Source organism: Rubeoparvulum massiliense, from assembly GCF_001049895.1.
Lineage (GTDB): Bacteria > Bacillota > Bacilli > Rubeoparvulales > Rubeoparvulaceae > Rubeoparvulum > Rubeoparvulum massiliense.
In genome coordinates this window covers 241364-260691 of the sequence record NZ_CVPE01000006.1, presented here as the reverse complement: position 1 = coordinate 260691, position 19328 = coordinate 241364, and the positions used below count along the sequence as shown (strand labels likewise).

19 protein-coding genes are annotated in these 19328 nt (G+C 44.2%); 6 read left to right on the top strand and 13 right to left on the bottom strand.

The features are described 5' to 3' along the window. Positions 1 to 225 precede the first annotated feature (225 nt). Positions 226 to 360 carry an isochorismatase family protein gene (locus BN1691_RS15025; RefSeq protein ID WP_082147183.1) on the top strand — a complete coding sequence of 45 codons (135 nt, stop codon included), beginning with the start codon at positions 226 to 228 and terminating at the stop codon, positions 358 to 360. On the opposite strand, the gene BN1691_RS09065 is transcribed toward BN1691_RS15025, so the two are convergent. Continuing rightward, positions 336 to 1397, bottom strand: coding sequence for a DUF2325 domain-containing protein (locus BN1691_RS09065; RefSeq protein ID WP_048601924.1), 1062 nt, complete (start codon positions 1395 to 1397; stop codon positions 336 to 338). The two genes, BN1691_RS15025 and BN1691_RS09065, sit on opposite strands and share 25 nt — an antisense overlap. Before the next feature lie 169 nt (positions 1398 to 1566). Then, positions 1567 to 2673 carry a hypothetical protein gene (locus BN1691_RS09060; RefSeq protein WP_048601923.1) on the bottom strand — a complete coding sequence of 369 codons (1107 nt, stop codon included), beginning with the start codon at positions 2671 to 2673 and terminating at the stop codon, positions 1567 to 1569. A gap of 209 nt (positions 2674 to 2882) precedes the next feature. Between BN1691_RS09060 and BN1691_RS09055 the strand changes: the two genes are divergently transcribed. Further along, the gene (locus BN1691_RS09055) at positions 2883 to 3809 is read left to right on the top strand and encodes a LysR family transcriptional regulator (protein ID WP_048601922.1); all 927 of its coding nucleotides are present in this window, start codon (positions 2883 to 2885) and stop codon (positions 3807 to 3809) included. Here BN1691_RS09055 and BN1691_RS09050 read toward each other — a convergent pair. From BN1691_RS09050 to BN1691_RS09035, 4 genes are all read right to left on the bottom strand, one after another. Further along, the gene (locus tag BN1691_RS09050; protein WP_048601921.1) at positions 3765 to 4781 is read right to left on the bottom strand and encodes a YeiH family protein; all 1017 of its coding nucleotides are present in this window, start codon (positions 4779 to 4781) and stop codon (positions 3765 to 3767) included. The genes BN1691_RS09055 and BN1691_RS09050 overlap by 45 nt on opposite strands. Before the next feature lie 91 nt (positions 4782 to 4872). Continuing rightward, complete coding sequence (locus BN1691_RS09045) at positions 4873 to 5691, bottom strand: AAC(3) family N-acetyltransferase (RefSeq protein WP_048601920.1); 819 nt, start codon at positions 5689 to 5691, stop codon at positions 4873 to 4875. 21 nt (positions 5692 to 5712) lie between these two features. Further along, a complete protein-coding gene (locus tag BN1691_RS09040) occupies positions 5713 to 6594 on the bottom strand; it encodes a hypothetical protein (RefSeq protein ID WP_048601919.1) in 882 nt (293 codons plus the stop codon). Between the two features lie 154 nt (positions 6595 to 6748). Continuing rightward, positions 6749 to 7645, bottom strand: coding sequence for a MerR family transcriptional regulator (locus BN1691_RS09035; protein WP_076850163.1), 897 nt, complete (start codon positions 7643 to 7645; stop codon positions 6749 to 6751). A gap of 165 nt (positions 7646 to 7810) precedes the next feature. On the opposite strand from BN1691_RS09035, the gene BN1691_RS09030 reads away from it, so the two are divergent. Continuing rightward, positions 7811 to 8005 (top strand): DUF378 domain-containing protein, encoded by a 195-nt coding sequence (locus BN1691_RS09030; RefSeq protein ID WP_048601917.1) that lies wholly within the window; start codon positions 7811 to 7813, stop codon positions 8003 to 8005. A 145-nt stretch (positions 8006 to 8150) separates the two neighbouring features. Next, a complete protein-coding gene (locus BN1691_RS09025; RefSeq protein ID WP_048601916.1) occupies positions 8151 to 8420 on the top strand; it encodes a KOW domain-containing RNA-binding protein in 270 nt (89 codons plus the stop codon). Positions 8421 to 8468: 48 nt separating this feature from the next. On the opposite strand, the gene BN1691_RS09020 is transcribed toward BN1691_RS09025, so the two are convergent. Then, positions 8469 to 9089, bottom strand: coding sequence for a hypothetical protein (locus tag BN1691_RS09020; RefSeq protein WP_147545810.1), 621 nt, complete (start codon positions 9087 to 9089; stop codon positions 8469 to 8471). Positions 9090 to 9297: 208 nt separating this feature from the next. Between BN1691_RS09020 and BN1691_RS09015 the strand changes: the two genes are divergently transcribed. Both BN1691_RS09015 and BN1691_RS09010 read left to right on the top strand, forming a co-directional pair. Then, positions 9298 to 10248, top strand: a complete 951-nt coding sequence (locus BN1691_RS09015; protein ID WP_053083734.1) for a thermonuclease family protein — start codon at positions 9298 to 9300, stop codon at positions 10246 to 10248. A gap of 33 nt (positions 10249 to 10281) precedes the next feature. After that, the gene (locus BN1691_RS09010) at positions 10282 to 10707 is read left to right on the top strand and encodes a hypothetical protein (protein ID WP_048601914.1); all 426 of its coding nucleotides are present in this window, start codon (positions 10282 to 10284) and stop codon (positions 10705 to 10707) included. 114 nt (positions 10708 to 10821) lie between these two features. Here BN1691_RS09010 and BN1691_RS09005 read toward each other — a convergent pair whose 3' ends face one another. The 6 genes from BN1691_RS09005 to cspD form a co-directional block, all read right to left on the bottom strand. Next, a complete protein-coding gene (locus tag BN1691_RS09005; RefSeq protein WP_048601913.1) occupies positions 10822 to 12888 on the bottom strand; it encodes a methyl-accepting chemotaxis protein in 2067 nt (688 codons plus the stop codon). A 787-nt stretch (positions 12889 to 13675) separates the two neighbouring features. Beyond that, positions 13676 to 14623: a PfkB family carbohydrate kinase gene (locus BN1691_RS09000; protein WP_048601912.1), complete on the bottom strand. Its 948-nt coding sequence runs from the start codon at positions 14621 to 14623 to the stop codon at positions 13676 to 13678. 21 nt (positions 14624 to 14644) lie between these two features. Beyond that, on the bottom strand, positions 14645 to 16084 hold the full coding sequence (locus BN1691_RS08995) for a purine-cytosine permease family protein (RefSeq protein WP_231638378.1): 1440 nt from the start codon (positions 16082 to 16084) through the stop codon (positions 14645 to 14647). Beyond that, a complete protein-coding gene (locus BN1691_RS08990; protein WP_048601911.1) occupies positions 16071 to 17063 on the bottom strand; it encodes an ADP-ribosylglycohydrolase family protein in 993 nt (330 codons plus the stop codon). The genes BN1691_RS08995 and BN1691_RS08990 overlap by 14 nt, the downstream gene beginning before the upstream one ends. Positions 17064 to 17281: 218 nt before the next feature. Further along, on the bottom strand, positions 17282 to 18781 hold the full coding sequence (locus BN1691_RS08985) for a degradosome RNA helicase CshA (RefSeq protein WP_269431185.1): 1500 nt from the start codon (positions 18779 to 18781) through the stop codon (positions 17282 to 17284). Between the two features lie 302 nt (positions 18782 to 19083). Further along, positions 19084 to 19284: a cold-shock protein CspD gene (gene cspD, locus BN1691_RS08980; RefSeq protein WP_048601910.1), complete on the bottom strand. Its 201-nt coding sequence runs from the start codon at positions 19282 to 19284 to the stop codon at positions 19084 to 19086. Positions 19285 to 19328 lie beyond the last annotated feature (44 nt).

Genomic DNA, 19328 nt, shown 5'->3' with positions numbered 1-19328 from the left:
CCAGGTATTGGAGGTTTCTTTTAACTTATCATAGGTGGTACGCCCTGAAAATAGTAACTTAGCACCCCTGCATGAATTCTCCATGCTGGTAGGGATAGAATAGGAATGAAAGATTATACTTTTGAAAGGAGTAGAAGGTATGCTTGAAAAAGAAAGATCCGCTCTCATTCTCGTTGATATTCAAGGAAAGCTTGCAGATGTGTATACCAAACAACCCTTGACCTTATCGATCAAGGGTATGAGTGCCATTTAGTCACCGACGCTGTTTCTTCGCGAGCAGAAGAGAATCGTGCACTGGGTATTCATCGGATGGAGCAGGCTGGGGCGATTAAGGATTATTGGCTAAGGTTGAGCGCTTGATCGATCCCCAGCAGAACCGACTGAATACCTAAGGAACTGACCGTACTAAACGGTACTTGAAGGGCCTTGCAGATCCGTACTGCATCATAGGAGGCTTGATGTCTGATAAAGGGAAGAAGAATCACCACAGCATCTGCCTTATTCACATACGAGGTCAAGCGCTCTGCACCTTCCGTTCCTTCCGCCCAGAGAAAGCTACCACTCCGTAGCTCAATCTGCTCCCGATATTGTGCCTTTCGCGGTTCGCAGCCGATGACAAGGATGGTTTTCCCTTGATAAATCGGCTCGCGACTACTGCCTTCCCCTTGTAATGCGCTCCCCCGTTCCCGATTCTTACCAGAACCACTATTGGAAGCAGGTGAAGCTTCACTCTCCAACTGGTGAACCCAGATTACCTTACAGGTATTGGGATTCTGATCATAGTAAGCGATATCCACAATGGCGCCGTCTGTCAAGCTAAAGAAATTGCGATCCTCATCTTTAATCACGAAGGTATACGGAACCTCGCCATGTTTAATATATTCCCCTCCATGAAGAAGTGTTCGTCTTACCACAAGTAATGTACCATCCCGCTCGATCATGCAGTAATTAATCTGCTTGCGATTGGGTGCTAGATCACCGTCTCCTCTTTTCTCAAGCTGAATCTGGTACTTATCCTGAGAATACTGGTTCTCAGTGACGCGTATCCAATCGCCATGCTCCAAGTCAAGGGAACGGATCAACCCTTCAGGAATGAATTGATTGAGCTGCGGAATAAAACCTCCTCGTAATTTACGTTCTAAGCGATATACATTGGCCATCTGTTCATCATTAAATGAATCTACTTCTTCTTCAATATTCACTTCATTTAGATAAGCTGGCTCTATTTGAGCAGAATCTGTCCTCTCTTCTACCTGATAAAGATCCTTTAAGGCAGACAGAAACTGTAGATTGTATTGGAATGTTTCAATTTGCTGCGTTAATTGCTGAAGCTCCAGATGTTCAATCTCACTTTTCATCTTCTCTTTCATCATCTCTAAAACCTGTTGATAGTCCATAGATCCACTCCTTTACACAACAATTTTAAGTCTTTTCACTCGGAAAAGTCTAGTACACAATACCTTGCAAAATACTTGAATGGATTCATCTTTCGCTATGTATCGGCAGAATTCCTATACAAAACAAAAAAAGACTTCACAGGTCATACCTGTAAAGTCTAATTAATAATTACTCTACATCTTTAGTCACTGTTATCTCCGTATGTGCATAGCGTTCTCCATCACTATATTCTTTGATAAATTCACCTTGAAGATGTTCTCCCTTTGCTCCATACAGTTCTTTCACATTTTTTAGAGATGAATTGAGAGACAGATCAATATTTATCATTTTCCCTTTTACATCCTCACCTGCATTCTGTATAACGAGAAGAAATGAACCATCAGGATTTACATAAGCTTGATCTTGATAACCAAATAGCGTATGCGAGGATGAGCTTAAACTCCCCTTAACAAAGCTTCCTTCGATCAGATTGCTCTTCCCGGAAACAATAATGTAATTCCCCTGATATTCTAATTCAGCATCCATCCAAATCTTTGGTTCACCCTGATCCTTAGGGAAATCCCATGCAGGTGCTTCAACCTTCAGACTTTTCCCTACATCAGTGAGGTTTACAAGCGCGATGGATTGTAGTACTTTTCTAGAACCATTATCTTTATGCTCGGTGTGAATATAAGGACCTGCTAAATCTAGACCATCATCCCGATATCGTTTTTTAATATCATAATTTTGGTCTTCTGGATTGAAGCGAAGAATCAATTTAACTGGATTGGTAAACTTCGGATTGAGAAAACTGATTACAAAGGTTCCATCCTCTTGAACATTATCACTCACATTGATTCCTGTATAGATATGCGCAGAAGACTCTATGCTAACTCTAATTTTAGCACCTGGCACAAGATTGGTGACCCCGCGGATCTCAATGGTTTCATCCTTGATTTCCACATCACCTGTTAGCTCAAGATAAAGAGGAATCAGTGGCATTTTATTGATGACCTTCTCCTGCTCCTGAATGAATCGTTCCAATTCCTGTTTCTGTTCATGCCGCACTTGAATTAATTGATAAAAGACTTCGTCAATGGATTGAGCTTGACCATCCTTCACACGTTTTTTAACACTATTGTCTACTTTTTTGTCAATCTCCTTCTCTAACTCCTCCCATTCCTCGAGAAGATCTGAGCTTTCTTCCGAACTACATCCAGTTAGAGATATGACTAGTGAGAATAATAGGAATAATACAAATATATAATTACCACTTCTCTGTTTCATATTTACCATCGCAAACGGTACCTCCTTACTTTACGCTTTACTGCCATCCTTCTTTAAAGGGCAAGATTTTGAACAACTAGGTTTTCTCGTCGGGAACCGCTATAATAGTATCGTTAGTAATTATCCCATTACGAACTCGTGGATAGTATATCATATTTATTCATTAATGGTATATATTGTATTTATATTTCCCTATTTTCCTGACCATGGAGGTTACTATGAACTTAGATCTGTTACGCGTATTTGTGGCTGTAGTGGAAGAAGGAAATTTTTCAAAAGCAGCAGAAAAGGTTCACTTATCCCAACCTGCTGTTAGTCAACAAGTACAGAACCTAGAACAGAATTTTTCCTGTAAACTATTGCATCGAACTCCGAAAAATCTTCGCTTAACTACAGAAGGAAAGGTTTTATTCCACCGTGCCAAGGAAATCCTACAGCTAGTGGAAACAACGAAGCAGGAGATTGATCAATTACATCATTTAGTGACTGGTGAGTTGGTCATTGGCGCTAGCTATACAGTAGGAGAGTATGTTTTACCTGGAATGATTGCGCAGTTCAAGGAAACACATCCCCAAGTAAAGATTCACACCTATATTGCGAACACTGAGGAGATTGCACAGCTTGTGCGAGGACATGAGGTGGATATTGGTTTTATTGAAGGAGATGTGTATGATTCCCAGTTGCAGGTAGAGCCTATCATGGAGGATGAAATGGTACTCATTGCCCATCCCTCCCACCAGCGAGCCCAAGGAGGAAGCTTCTCTTTGGAACAACTTCGAAATTTTCACTGGGTAATGCGCGAAAAAGGCTCAGGTACAAGGGCCTATTCCGACTTCCTCTTAAATATGATTGATCATACGCCTAAAGGGGCTACGATTTTTAGCAGTAATCAAGGTGTGAAGGAAGGCGTGATGGCAGGGATGGGCGTGGCTCTCATTTCCAGATGGGCTGTGCAACGAGAACTACAGAGTGGTGAGCTCTGCTCTCTCCAGCTTCCTGCATCCTACCGAGTAACACGCCTATTCTCACTGCTACGCACCGAAGGTCATGACTTAACCTTCGCAGGGACTGCCTTCCTTAAACTGGTACACCAGCTCTGCTCAACGGAGTACAACATCACTCAAAAAGAACATGACCACAGCTAAGATAACGGAACCACTTAAGCCTGCAAGCAAGAGGCGTCCACCCTTCTGTCTGATTACCTCCCATTTTACACTTAAGCCCATGGCTGCCATGGCCATCGTCATCAGGAGGTAAGCTGCAGAAACAAAGTGTTGCGTCCAGCTTTCGGAGACAATTTCTCCTGAATTAAGTAGACTCACAAGGAGAAAGCCAAAAATAAACCAGGGAATGGGTAGTTTTTTATCACTTACCACATTCTCTTTTTCTTTTTTTCCCTTCCATATGCCTACAAGGAGTACTACTGGAATTAAGAGCAACACCCGTGACATCTTAACCAGCAGCGCCATCTCCATCCCCTTATCACCAGCTGGTGTTGCTGCTGCTACCACATGGGCAATCTCATGTAGGGAGCTACCCGTAAAGAGGCCATAATGAGCAGCAGAGATAGGAAATACCGAATATAAAAGGGTATCAATGATGGCAAAGACCGTTCCCAATAGAGCGATGACTGCAATACTAATCGCTGATTCATCATGCTTTGCCTTCGCTGGTGCAGATACCGCAGCGATGGCAGCAGCACCACAGATGGCGGTACCAGAAGCCACCAATAGTCCCAATGTTGGATCAACACGTAGCCACTTCCCGAAGAGCCCAACCGCTGTAAATCCAAGAACTACAGCAACCAATGCAAGCGTGAACACCAATGGTCCCGCAGCAAATAGCTCATGTAAGTTGATGGTAAAACCTAGAAGAATAATTCCTGCTCGTAGCAAGTATTTACTTGTAAATGAGATTCCCACACCAGCGCTGGCTTCCACACCAAAAAGAGAACGCCACAACATCCCGAGGAGAATCGCAATAATCATCGGACCCATCATGGAAAAAAACGAAAAATGAGTCAGTTCACGCGCAATAATCGCCAAAAGAAGGGAAAGGATAATCCCCTGCCCCATACCACGTAATTTACTTAGATCGATGAATTCCTTACCTTTCATAACACTCTGCTCCACTCTCGTCAATTTTACACTCTATACATACTGTAACGGAGAATGAAGCGTTGTGTGAAATCGTAATTATCAATAGCCACTATTCCCATTCCTTATATGTATGTTTGAACCACGTAGTAGCAAAGTCCACTGCAGCCCGTTGCTGAAATAAAATGGCGTCTGCTGAACCTACTTTTCCTTTTGTAACTTCTACTTGCTGCTCCATCAAAATCCCAATCTCCGCAAAGCGTTCACTATCAATGTCGAGATCTTCGATCTCTTGCCAGATCCGTACTCCATCCTTCCAAATGGGAGCACCATTCTTAATCACTGGGCGGACCTTAGAGCGATACTCCGAGAGGTGAAAGGAAGTATTATTCTCGTATCCTACTCCCAATAAAAGCACCATTCCCTTGGCCTCATAAATTTTCCCCAACGGCGATTCTTCACTTAAGCCATAATGGAGCGAATGGTTGGAGGTGATCTCAGTAGCCTGTTCACCCCAGGCTGCGAAGGATACCTGAGGATGATTACTACGAATCACATCGGGAAACTGACGGAATGTTTCAGGGATGGCTCCCATAAAAAATGAAGCTGTATAATCACGATCGAACGCTGGCATGGTATTACGAATCGTCTCCCACCAGCTCTCTGGAACAGCGGGTGCTTCCCAATATGCTGGGTCAGAGTAGTGTGTGGTATGTGTAGGCATAATCAAGGTTCCTTTTGGCGTAAGTACATCCATCAGTGCTTGTACAACCGCAACAGCACCTCCGCACACCCAGCCTAGCTTACTCAGAGAGGAATGAACTAGTAATGTCATTCCAGGTTCCACCCCGAGCCCACGTAAATCTTCCCCAAGATTCTCCCTTGTTTGCGGTTTTGCACTTGCGGCAATTAAACTCAATTCTTTGCTCATTTTGTCCACTCCTTGCTGTCATTACTCTTCTCCTTCGCCATCTGAAGACTCCTCGGTAGTAGCTTCACTGCCCTTCATTTCTTCAGATAGCTGAATGGTCTGCACTTCCTCCCCTGCGAGGTCCAGTACTTCCAACGCCACGATGGGGTAAGTAGGGTGATATGAAATGATCTTCGTAAGATCCTCCTTCGTATCAATCCAACTTTCATAGATTGTGCCCTCGGTAGTCAAATAGTAGAAATGCACTTTGCTTTGATCAGTGTTGCCAATAATACAGGGTCTACCTTCACATTGGTCAATATTAAATCGGATAGCACTCTCTGTAAGTAGAAGAATCTGACTCAGACCCTCTAGCTCGTTGCTCCCCTCAAGCCATTTATGTTTAATATTCAGGACATAAACCTGATTCAAGTGCTTATTAAAATATTGGCTTAAAAATAGATTTGCTAACCCTTGATCAACGGGCTTCGTTGTATATTGTTCAAGCTGAAATCTTAGCCTAGGCGCATTAGGGTTGCCGTTCTCATTTAGTAATGCTAGCTTGCTCCAATCATCGGTTAACCCTGCACTTGCCACAGAGAACATACCCGAATATACAAGTACATACTCACCTAAAAAAGGTATTGGATACAGGTGAGCGATGAGTATATACTCCATGGGGGCATGATGCTTGCCTGTAAGATAGGCGAATGGAACAGCATAATCATCATCAGGACTAGCCTTGCTTTGAAAAATGGAGGTAATGTCTACATCAAAATAGATGATGGCACCGATTGCAAAAATGAGAATCAAACTAATAATACCAAATATCAACATCAACTTTCTTTTCTTCACTGATGCAGGTAGAGCAGATTGAGTTGCCACTTCTGCCTCCTTACCAGCATTCTGAAGATTCCCTGACATCGCAAAACCTCCTTAAAAATCATTCAAGGTTCAGATAGAGTCGCAGCTCCACCTGAACCAAATCTACTTTATTTTACCCTGTTAACCAACATAAGGAAATGGAATATTTTGAAAATACATCTTAAGTCCTATGCGAACAACGGTAGCTGGTATGCTACCGTTGTTGCTCCAACCATAAATACCAATTAGCTGCGTCCTCATCTACATAATGACATGTAGCAGGAACCTCCTCCTCACGAAAAGCTTGTCCACCAATCAATATTTGGAGATGGGGGTGCATCTTACGAAAATGTTTCACCATTTTTTCTGTCAATGGGCGGAGTGATTCACAAGTCACGGAGATTAAAATAATTCGAATATCATGCATTTGAATCAAGTCATCTAAGCCATCCATGGGGGTGTTGATTCCTAAGTAGATCACGTCATATTGATGCGATCGTAAAAACAAGGAAAAATAGAGTAAGCCTAGTTGATGCAATTCACCTTCAGGAGTGAAGGCAAGTACCTTTGGGAGGGTAGGGTTGACAGGAAATGCACGAAAAAATTGGTATAATCGCTGCATGGCAAGATTGCTTGCAAAATGTTCGTGAGCGATGGTGACTTCTCCCTTTTCTCTTTTTTCTTCAAGAAAATCCATGAGCTTGCGAACAATATAGTTAAAAACATCGGAATAATGATATAAAGAAAAATAAAGATCGAATAGATTATTCACCCGCGTAGAATCAAAGGCATGGATCGCCTTATATAACTCATCAATTTTATCAAGATAGAGTAGATCAGGATTATTTACCGTTGTCTCAACTTGTTGACTTAGATGATGTTCACTATCCCGCTTCCGACTACGAAGTAGCTTTACAGCTTGGCTGATATTCATTCCTTTTTCTTCTACCTGTGTCTTTAACCAGCGAAGATCCTGAATATCTTGTTCACTATAGAGTCGATGTCCTGAAGGAGATCGGCGGGGTATGACAGCTTGGTAGCGATTCTCCCAAGCACGGATCGTTACTGCAGGCATATCAAGCATATTAGAAACCACTTTTATGTTATACAACGACATCACTCACCTTATAGTTCTACAAAGATTATACATCAGTGGTATGATGAATCAAGTCTATTTGATCTAAAAATTGGCATACGGCTATTCATATTACATATATAATGATTATATACTTATTATACAGATGATAGCTCCCATTCTATTATGGAGGGATGACCTATGCGTAGCTTCACATTGGTGTCATTGGTATTCGTGATCATTGGTGCCTTAAACTGGTTGCTGATTGGCCTCTTTAATTGGGATCTAGTCCAATGGCTCTTCGGTGGAAATGAGATCGTTCCCCGCATTATTTATATCGCCATCGGACTGGCTGGGCTCTACGCCTTGACCATCTTGAAAAGAATCACTCGATAGACTCTTCCATTACGACAACCCCTAGCGTACAATTTCTAGGGGCTTTCTTTTGCATTCAATCCCTTGCATTATTTTTATTAATATGTTAATATTATTATTCGATACTTGATATTATCATTTTCACTATGCAAAGGAGGGATTGAGGATGCTTAAACGAATTGGCGCCTATGTGATGATTCCTGCAGGGCAGAACGCTGGTAAGATCGGGCAAGTGATTGATGACCATACTGGATTTGTTGAAACAGAGCCTTTGGTAGTTCGTTTTGCTGATGGAAGTATCACCACCTATGATGTCCATCAAGTTGAACTTGTTTCCTTAGAACAGATCAATCATTGGTACCAAATCACCACGTCGTCCGCCCTCCTCCATCATCTTGACAGAAATCAGGCGGATTTTTATATGGGCGATAATTAAAAATTACCGATGCACTTCTTCATCGAAGGCATCGGTTTTTTACTTTCACTAGAATTCTTCTGCATATTCAACTCGAAATAGTAGCATCCACTCTGCTGTTTCCTTCTCCTGTTCAAGATCCGCAATACTCGATATGGGCCCTTTGGATGAACCCTTCAACCCCATCATGTAGACAGACTCACCCCTGCCCAATATCTGTTCTTCTCCCACTTGACCATATGTCCATCCAGTAATATGAGGATTTTCTTCAACATAACTTAAAATCTTCGAAGTACCACTCTCATTGCTAAGCGCCACTTGAATAAGATAGCCCTTTTCTTCTTTGACCTGAATGGGGAGAACAGAAATGATCAGTTCATGTTCTGTGGAGTTTGCTGATTTGTCAGCTCCACTTGTCACAGGGATAGGTTGGCTTAGACTTGCTCCTTGTCTTACCAGCTGCCCATACTCCCATTCCTCCACATCCACATTAATGGACCCTTCCCCTCGTACTGCTAACTTTGAACCACTTGTCATACCCATGAAGGGCTCAAATTTTTCCGCCTCTCGATCAAATAGCTCCATGGGTGTAATCACAAGAGTATTCTCTGCTTGATTAACAGCACAGCCTGCTATACTGCTCACAAGAATGAGTCCTATCATGATCAATAGAATGCGCTTCTTTGCCAACATCGTTTCATCCTCTCTTTGGCTTGAATGACACGCTGATGCTCACCTTTGTGCAAGTATGAATTACATTATTTAGTAAATTATATCAATTTATGAGGAATTAGTATATATGCCGTTTTCACTACATCACACATTGTCATTTCTTCAACATACGATGTACAATAATGATTGTCTGTTATTTGAGGCTACTGCCAAGAGGAGCATAAGCATGCGATCCATTTATACCTATTTTCGTACAGCTTTCGTATTTTTTGTTTTAATTCTCTCATTCTCTATTATGAGCGGTTGCTCCATCCTTCTCGATGAACCAGCACAAGCACCGGAGGATCCTGCGCATCCAGAGCGAATTCCAGCCTTTGTCGAACGCGTTGTCGATGGGGACACCATCAATATTACCGTTGAAGGGAAAGAAGAGACTGTTCGTTTACTCTTAATTGATACTCCTGAAACAAAGCATCCTACCAAGCCCGTGCAACCCTTCGGACCGGAAGCGAGTCAGTATACGAAGGACCATCTTGAAGGAAAAAATATCGAACTGGAGCTAGATGTTTCGGAGCGAGATAAATACGGACGCTTTCTCGCTTATGTCTGGATCAATGATCAACTCTTTAACGAGATGTTATTAGCAGAGGGACTGGCACGTGTGGCTTACGTCTATCCTCCCAATATCAAATATGTGGACCAATTTCGTGAAGTGCAGAAAATCGCCCAACAGGAAGGAATAGGGATCTGGAGCATCGAGGATTATGCTCGCGAGGATGGATTCGCTGAGAATGTGAAGATGCCACGAGAGGAAACCGTTCCAGCTTCCAACTCAACAGCCACCAATAAGCCTGAGGGAGACCTCGATTCACACAATTCACCCATCGTGATCCAAGAAGTGAACCTACGGGAAGAATATGTGATCCTCTATAATCGATCAGCAGAAGCTATCCTGATGGAAGATTGGCTCCTCGTCAGTGTACAGGGAGACCAACGATACACATTTCCTGATGATTTTAGCTTAGCAGCTGGTGCACAGGTTACAATCTGGTCAGGAACAGCGGAAAAGGATGCAACCCCATCTCATCTCTGGTGGACATCACAGAACATCTGGCGCAATGATGGCGATGCAGCTCAGCTTTATCATGGAGAGAGCCTCATGGATGAAGTACAATAGAGACAAGTGTTCGTTGAGGAGGAATCACAGTCGATGTCAAAGCAACATCTTTCGCTTATTCTATTATTCCTATGGTTTACACTCGATGTAGTAGGGATCCCAAGCTTCGTTGATTCTCCTGGCTTCTTCAGCTTAGATATGCTATGGTGGTTTCTCTTTTTTATCATTCTCATCCTCAATCTACGAGGCTTTCGCTATGATACCCCACTCACCATCGGCTTTATGGCTATCTGGCTCTATACGCAATATGAATCACATTGGAAGTATGTACTATGGGGTGCAACACCACAGCAAATCAAATGGTATAATCATTTCTTTGGAAACACCCATCATCTGATTCCCATGTCCAATACGAGAATTGTCCCTGACACCTATCATAGCGTGCTGCTCCTCCTCATCCTGATCTGCCTCTTCCTGTTTCTTAGTCGCATTATCATCATTCGTCGTCGGAAAAGATAATTTGAATTCATCGTTAAAAGGCTCAGCTAGTGAAGAAACCACCAGCTGAGCCTTTTTTATACTTATCTATAAAGTTTGGCATACTCACTTGAGAGGATCATTTACGAGGGCCAATTAGATCGTAAATTTCGTGATTTCTTGCTTCAAGAGAGCAGCACTTTCCTTGGTTTGCTTAATTAGTTCCATTACCTCACTAGATTTATCATTGACCTCTGCCACTCGATTGGCGATATCCGCTGTTCCCATTGCCCCTTGATTGGCTGCTTCAGCCACACCTTCAATGGAGGTTAAGATATTATCGATGGCTTCGCGAAGTTGTTCAGAGGTTGCATTGAAGTTATTAACCAGCTCATCGACGAACCCTGCATCTTTACGATATTGGTCTGCTACGCCGATCATCGTCTGATAATCTCGATTGATATCCGTAGAAACATAGTTTAATAGCTTATTGGAGCTAGTTGATAGATTATCCACAGAACCTGTCACCTTGGAGGTCACATCTTGAATGTGAAAAACAGCCTCTTTCGACTGCTCAGCCAGTTTTCTAATCTCGTTGGCGACTACATTAAAGCCTTTTCCCGCTTCACCAACACGTGCTGCTTCAATGGAAGCATTCAATGCTAATAGATTGGTCTGATCTGTGATCTGCATAATTGATTCGGAGAGGACATTAATCTGCTCTACAACCTTGGACTCATCAATGGCTTGTTCCAATTCTTCTTTTGTTTCATTAAATATCTGTGAAGAATTAGTATAAGCAGCATTGAAGTCCTTCTGCATCGTCTGAGCCCGCTCATTGATCTCCTTCACATTCACTTTTGCAGCTTGTGATCGTTGAGCCAGCTCATCCACCGCTTTTTCGATCTCCTTCGATGTGGCAGACATCTCTTGTGATGATGCAGCTGTTTCCTCCATCCCAGCTGAGAGCTCCTCCGTCGTCGCCGATACTTCTTCAACATTGCCATTTACATTTCTCATCGTGTCCATCACATAATCAACCTGCTCATCAATGGCAGTTGATTCATTTTTTATCTGATCGATTAAGCGAATCAGCGCATCCTTCATCTGTTGAATTCCTTGAATGATCATCCCAACTTCATCTGTTCTTGCTAAGTCCTTTTCAGCAATGGGCTGCGAAAAATCTCCCTGAGCAATGGTCTCTAGATAGCCTGATGCCCGAACAATGGGCGTGGTAATCTGTTTGGTAATCCAATTGATAAAGAGACTAACGACGACGAGCGTCACGAGGGAAATGATCAAAATCATCCGGGTAATCTTGGCGGATCCAGCTGTTAATTCCTTTTCTGACATGAATGACGCTAAGATCCAGTCTGTACCCTCTACTTGATGAGCATTTACCTGATAGGTAGCTCCTTCGATCTCTACAGCAAACGGTTCCAGCTTTTCTCCTAAGAGTTTATCCAATCCAGGGATATCCACTTCATCAATGGATTTAAAGTTATTCTCTGATTGATTGCCATCCGCCATAATAATACCTGTATTATGTATAATCATTGAAAAGCCAGTTTCGCCTATCTCCATTTGACTAAGCATTTCACTGATCACAGACTGTTCCACATCAATACCAATGACACCCAGTAGCTTCCCATTCTTATCTGTAAAGGATCGTACGTTACTGGTGATCATGCGATCATTCCCTGTATCCTCATAGGGAGCAGTACGAGCAATGGCACCATTCTGCTTGACACCTGTTTGATACCAATCCTCTTCATTAGATACATAATGGGCTGAGATATCATCCTCGGGCCATTGTAGGTATCCCCCGTTTACGGTTCCAAGGTAGACATACATGGTGCCTGGGTGACTCTCTGCATACTGTTGAAACACTTCATAGATTGCTTGTTCAATACCACCATTTTGTAAAGGCGTCATCTGTGTTCGTTCTTGTGTATTCGCATAGGATGTGATCGTCTGATCTGCCTTCAGAATCGTCGGATGGGTTGCGAGCATATCAATATTCTTATCAATGGCTTGATAAAAAATATGAATCGCATCCTCCACGATACTCATTTGTTCATTGGAATTATTGATGTAATCCTGTTCTGCTTGTGAACGAATCTGGTAACCAGTGATACTCCCTACCACAGTTAAAGCGATGATGACGATGAGTAGTGCTGCGAACAAAAATTTTGCCTTAATACTCCTCAATCGTTTATTCAAGATGACCCCTTCTTTCGTTCATATTCATGTTGCTTTCACATCGTGTTTACGTCCAAAGGTTGAATTATTGAGAGTCATCCTGGTTACCGTAATTCCCAATCTTATGAATGCTGAAGAACGTATTTGATATTCATTATGTATCCATGTTGGCAACACCTTCTTACATTGGCATAATTCATATAATATTATTTTAGCAAATCAGAATATCGTATTAATATGGGCTAAACTTAATAAACAAGGCGATTTTGTCAATAAAAAGAGTGTCTATCGCTTGCCAATCTGCGATGACACTCTTTGACGATGCTATAACCTTATTTTCTTATTACCGATTTTCCGAACGAGAAAGCCCATGCAGGGCGTAGCCCGTCTTTAGACATGGGATGAAAGCGAGGTCAGACAAGGGGTAGCTTATGGCTACCATAATTGCCTGAATAGTGCTACAATACGCTTATAGACAAGTACAAGTCTCTAACACAACCTCGTTCTTTGAAAATTGGATATCGTATAAGGTTCGATCGCCTAATACATGCGATCGGTAAAACGATATGTGTCGTCAAGAACAAGACGCTAAAACACCACGAACGAAAAAACTGTACGCGATGGTCATAGTAGCGTAGCCATATCTGCTATATGCACTGGATATGGAGGGGTGATGAGACACCCTCATCTTGCAGGCTGTTCAAAACAGAAATGGACTGAGAACGCAAAGCCATGCAGGAATCCCACCCGTCAGGGCTTGCGACTTTAGTCGTGGGAGTCTCAACTAAGTGAATAGTCATGAATAGTTTTATTTTTTGAGTTCAGCAATAGTTGGCGCACCGCAGGGCCCTGGTCTGCTAACCACGATACTCGCTACGAGATTGCCCAACAAGATCGCATCTTCCAACTGCCAGCCACAGCATAAGCCTGCTAAGATGGCGCCCGTATGACTATCACCTGCTCCCACAGTATCTACAACCTCTGTAGGAAAGGCTTGGATGATCTGCTCACCAGCTTCATCATAGAGATAGGCACCTTCTCCTCCCGCATGGATGATCACCGGCCCTTGACTCCATTGGTACAGCTTATGACCAGCTTCTGTTATGGTTTCAACATGGGTTAAGCTTAACGCTTCCCACTCGTTGAGCGTTAGAATGGGATGTAAAGCCAGGATCCGCTCCCAGCAGGATGGCGAGAGACATACTGCCTTGGGACCTGGATCGAAGACCAGGCGTAGATCTGGATGCTCCTCCAACCAGCTAAGCAGTACCTGCCGTCGATCTGCCTCCACCTCATAGCCAGAGAGGTAGACATAGGCTCCTTGATGGATGTGTAAGGAATGGAGCATCTCCTCTGACCAGCTACCTTCCACACCTAGGGCAGAGATGAAGGTACGCTCTCCATCAGGCTCTACCATGGTGAAGCACCAGCCACAATCGCCACCTTGATTCACTGCCACCCTGCTCACGATGCCTTCCTGCGCCATGGCTTGGCAAACCTGAGTAGCATAGGGACCCTGCCCAATGGGAATGGCCACCTCGATCTCCATTCCTAAGCGTTTGAGCGCCACCGCCACATTGAACCCACATCCCCCTACCATACTGCCTACATAGCGGCCATAGAGATCATCGCCGGAACGAGGAAGTGAAGGTACCTCCATGATCACATCGACGATGGCGCCACCGAATACCGCAACCTGCTGTTGCTGCTTAAGCCCCTGTAATAAGCCTTTTAATCGTGCAAGCCGTTCCTCCATGGCTTGACCCCTCCCCCATGTTTAGGCTTCCGTACTGGTCTTCTTACTCACTAGAGCAACTATCGTATAGCTGAGTCCGCTCACAAAGAAGGAAAGGAGCACCCCAAGACTACTATCCTGGAAGATCCCCACGGCAAGGGGACCATTAAAGAAGGGTGAATTGGTAAAGAGCAGTCCCACCATAATCCCAAGGAGCCAGCAGCTTAATGCTGCTCCATTATATTGCTTCGTCTCCGGCTGCTGATGCTTAGCATAGAGAAGTTCCTTGGGATAGCCTGCCTTTTTGCGAATCAGGATATAATCCATCATAAAGATGGCTTCCCAAGAGGCTAAGCAGACACCGATTAAGATTAAGAAGGATTGAAAGGGTCCCATGAAATCCTGTTCAATAAAGAACACATAAGTGGCCACCGAGATCATCACACAAGCATCAAAAACAACGGAGATGGTCCGCTTAATCCGTAGCCCTAAATTTTGCAGGTTTAGTCCGGCCGAGTAGAGACTAAGAACCGCTTGAGCAATCAAGCCTCCAACGGCTGTTAACAAGTACGGAATGGTCATCCACCTCGGTAAAGAAGCACCAATGACCTCGATAGGATTACCTGCACTGACTAAATCGGGCACCGCACTGGATAAAAGAATCCCTGCCGTCATGATCACAAAGAGTGGGATGGCGCCACCTAAGGTTACATTCCAAAAGATGGCTGAACCCTTCGCCTCTTTTCGTTGATAGCGACTATAGTCCGAGGCGGTAATGGCCCAACTAATGCCGGTCCCTGCCATAATGATGGAAACAGCCGGTAAGAAGCTAGTCCACCAGCTCCCTGCAGGAATGCTGGATAATTGCTGCCAATCGGTTTGCGGAATAATCAAGGCGATCACCATTAAGGTTAAGCCACCAAAGACCCAGGTTAAGAAAGATTGCAGTTTAATTAAGGTAGCCTGTCCTAATAAGCCAAAGAGTACAACCAATGCGGCAAAGAGTAGCATACTCATCACGGCTGAGGTTCCTGACTGCGCCAATCCTAAGCTGCTGAGCAAAGCCATCATGGACATGGTCCCAGTGGTGATGGTGACAGCTTCCCAGCCCAAGAGGTTAATCCAACTCATCAATGTAGGAAAAAAGTTGCCACGAATCCCAAAGATGGCACGGGAAAGGGTGAACATAGGCGCTGCCCCATCTCGTCCAGCAATACTGAGGTACCCTACTAGCATAAAGGAGAATGCTCCCACCAAGGCAGTAAGAATCGATTGAAAAATATTCAAGCCAAAGGCGACGATAAGTGCCCCATACACAATCCCTAAAATTCCAATATTCGCGGCGAACCAAATGGGAAAAAGATCCCGTGGTCTCCCCGTTCGCTCTGCTTCTGGAACCATATTGATTCCATTCTGTTCAAACTTCCATGCTTGATTACTACCCTGCTCACTCAACCCACTCATCTCCTCATTGCGCTGCATTCCGGAATACTGCTAGTTGCTGTGCTAATGGTGCAAAGTCCACTTGGTTTATGCTGTTAATCTGGTCGATCCAGCTTCTATCAATCCCATGGATGCCTGTATACGCACCGCAAATGGCGGTGGCCATGGCTCCGATAGTATCTGTATCGCCACCTAGATTGGCACAAAGCTGGCTACAGCGTAATGGCGTCCGAGCATAATAGGCCAGCGCTAACGCGGTTGGTACTGATTCAGCCATATGGAGTCCTGCGCCGACTACATCATATAAATTCTGTAGGATCTCTTCTTCATCCTGACCATTCTTTACAATCGTCAATGCTAAATCCAAACGCTTTATCAATGAAGGCGCATAGGTTTCCTTGCCACGCTGCCAGCCTTCGTGGGCTGCTGCCTTCCCAATGGTGATCAGCTCATCCCACGACTTCCCATCGATGGCGGCTGACACAGCTGCAGCGATCATTGAAGCCCCTGCAATGGCCACATCAGTATAGTGCGTTGCTTTGCAGGTTTCCTCCACCGCATCCACTAAGCGTTTCAGATCAGCGCTGGGGATCAAGCAACCAATGGGAGCGATCCGCATGGCGGCACCATTCGTTTCGCCAGCTCCGCCTGCCTCCTCCAATGATTTTCCTTCACGAATGGCCAGTAAGGCAGCTTTGGAGCTGACACCTAAAATGTTTCGCTCAAAGGCATGAATCTCATCAGCCCACCCTAATAATTTTTTCACAAAGTGATGGATATTGGGTCTTCCATCTGTTGCGATGAGGGATTGGATCAAAAGCAATGCTTGGGCTGTATCATCGGTAAATTGACCTGCTTGATACTCTCGGGCAATCTCATTCTCCCTGGGTCCATCTAAAAAAGTTGTAATCGAGCCAAAGTGCTCCTTCACCCTTCGTCTCGACCAAAGCTCTGAGGGCATGCCCATGGCATCGCCTAATGCCATTCCATAGAGGGCACCTAGAATTTTCTCTTCCACTCCAGCACTTCCTTTACATTAGTATGTTATTTTCAGCAAATACTCCATATTTTTTATTGCTTTTAGCCTTAATGTCAAGACCAATACCCAGCAATGTCATGATCTCTTCACAGAGTTTCTCAATACTTATGTAGAACCCCTACATCTTTTTTCACTTTTGACAATAAAAATTCCTACGAGAATCGCTCCCGTAGGAATCCTTTGCCAATGATACTGCATCATCTTTCCCGTCGCTTATTGCTATCTTTGCCTCGATACTTTCCCTTTTCTTTTCCCTGACCGTTCCGTTCATGGTCTTTACCATAATGACCTCTTCCCTTATTCCCTCTGCCCTTGCCACCATCTTTCCCGCGGCCTTGGGGACGATACTCCTTCTGCCCTTGCTGCTTCTTGAGGGTAATTGGCGTCACGTCAGATAGTGTCACTGGAGTTGTACTGGTCTCCTTGGTTAAGAGCTTTAAGGCAGCAGCCACAATGGTGACAGAGTCTACATCTGCCTCATCCAAGAGGTTTTCTGCCTGAGTCTTATAAAGATGGTACTCGCCCGTTTCAACCACCTTCATCAGCTGTTGAATGGCTGACCGTTGATTTCCTGCCAGCACATCGCTATAGGAGGGAATTGGTTTCCGAATAATCGTCGACTTGGTGATCCGCTCGATCAATTTCAGTTGGTCCATCTCCCGCGGTGTGACAAAGGTAATGGCTACCCCTTTCTTACCGGCCCGCCCTGTACGGCCAATCCGGTGAACATAGCTCTCTGGATCCTGAGGAATATCGAAGTTATAGACATGGGAGACACCACTAATATCTAGACCACGCGCTGCCACATCGGTGGCTACCATCAGGTCGATGCTCTGATCCTTAAAGCGCCGGATCACCTGCTCCCGCTTCGACTGTGGGATATCCCCATGGATACCTTCTGCGATGTATCCACGTTGAAGCAACCCCTCCACCAGCTCGTCTACCCGCTTCTTGGTGCGGCCAAAGATAATCGCCAGATCTGGTGATTCTAGATCCAGATGATTGCAAAGGACATCAAACTTCTTCTTCTCCTGCACCTCGATATAATGCTGCTCAATATTGGTGACAGTCAATTCCTTCGCTTTTACCTTGACTAGCTCAGGATCGATCATAAATTTTTCGGCCAATGTCTGAATCCGCTTCGGCATCGTTGCTGAGAAGAGCATGGTTTGATGAGGAATGGTAATCTCCGCGAGAATGGCTTCAATATCCTCAATGAAGCCCATATTCAGCATCTCATCAGCCTCATCGAGTACCACCATACGAATTTGCCCGAGGCGAATGGTTCTTCTCCGAATATGATCCAGTAATCTTCCTGGTGTCGCAACAATGATCTGGGGCCGATTCTTAAGCGCCTTGATCTGACGCGTGATCTCCTGACCACCATAGACTGGCAAGGTACGGATCCTTTTCATCTGGCCGATCCGATTCAATTCTTGGGCTACTTGCACCGCCAACTCCCGTGTTGGTGTCAAGACAAGCCCCTGTACCGCTTCATCTAGTTCCACTTTTTCGATGAGTGGTACACCAAAGGCTGCAGTTTTTCCCGTTCCTGTCTGTGCTTGTCCAATAATATCGCCACCGGCTAGTGCCAGGGGAATCGCCTGAACCTGAATAGGACTTGGCTCCTCAAATCCCATGGCCGCCAATGCTTTCAGCACTGCATCACTAACATTAAATTCTGCAAATGTTTTCAAATAGCTATGCCTCACTTTACTTTTTTGATCTTTATTACTATGATTCCCAATCCGTATCCCAATATTTATTTTCAATTATATTGTAAACTGTCTTGTATCCTAAAACAATGAAAGCCCTACCTCTCTTCCATCCTTACGGTTCCGTGACCGCGCCAGTGTGATTCAGGTTTTTAAAACATATTTACTTCTTACATCTCGGAATGAACCGCGAGGGGAACTAAGAGGGGAAATGCGTAGAGGAAGGCGTAAAGAGCAGAAAAGGTGATGCCCATCGTTTGAGCATCACCTCAACATTCTGTTCCTTACGCTTTTTGTACGTTAGCAGCTTGTGGGCCACGGTTACCTTCAACGATGTCGAATGTAACAGTTTGACCTTCTTCTAATGTTTTGAAGCCGTCGCTTTGGATAGCGGAGAAGTGTACGAATACATCGTCGCCACCTTCAACTTCGATGAAACCGAAACCTTTTTCTGCATTAAACCATTTTACTTTACCTGTGTTCATTTGTCTTCCTCCTAAAATTAAATCTTTGCACCATAAGTTGATTT

Coding starts and splice junctions, on each gene's coding strand:
- BN1691_RS09030 (WP_048601917.1), top strand. CDS start 7,811: ATGCGTAGCTTCACATTGGTGTCATTGGTATTCGTGATCATTGGTGCC.
- BN1691_RS09015 (WP_053083734.1), top strand. CDS start 9,298: ATGCGATCCATTTATACCTATTTTCGTACAGCTTTCGTATTTTTTGTT.
- BN1691_RS09050 (WP_048601921.1), bottom strand. CDS start 4,781: ATGAAAGGTAAGGAATTCATCGATCTAAGTAAATTACGTGGTATGGGG.
- BN1691_RS09000 (WP_048601912.1), bottom strand. CDS start 14,623: ATGGAGGAACGGCTTGCACGATTAAAAGGCTTATTACAGGGGCTTAAG.
- BN1691_RS09040 (WP_048601919.1), bottom strand. CDS start 6,594: ATGTCAGGGAATCTTCAGAATGCTGGTAAGGAGGCAGAAGTGGCAACT.
- BN1691_RS09045 (WP_048601920.1), bottom strand. CDS start 5,691: ATGAGCAAAGAATTGAGTTTAATTGCCGCAAGTGCAAAACCGCAAACA.
- BN1691_RS09055 (WP_048601922.1), top strand. CDS start 2,883: ATGAACTTAGATCTGTTACGCGTATTTGTGGCTGTAGTGGAAGAAGGA.
- BN1691_RS09060 (WP_048601923.1), bottom strand. CDS start 2,673: ATGGTAAATATGAAACAGAGAAGTGGTAATTATATATTTGTATTATTC.
- BN1691_RS09025 (WP_048601916.1), top strand. CDS start 8,151: ATGCTTAAACGAATTGGCGCCTATGTGATGATTCCTGCAGGGCAGAAC.
- BN1691_RS08995 (WP_231638378.1), bottom strand. CDS start 16,084: ATGCAGCGCAATGAGGAGATGAGTGGGTTGAGTGAGCAGGGTAGTAAT.
- cspD (WP_048601910.1), bottom strand. CDS start 19,284: ATGAACACAGGTAAAGTAAAATGGTTTAATGCAGAAAAAGGTTTCGGT.
- BN1691_RS09010 (WP_048601914.1), top strand. CDS start 10,282: ATGTCAAAGCAACATCTTTCGCTTATTCTATTATTCCTATGGTTTACA.
- BN1691_RS09065 (WP_048601924.1), bottom strand. CDS start 1,397: ATGGACTATCAACAGGTTTTAGAGATGATGAAAGAGAAGATGAAAAGT.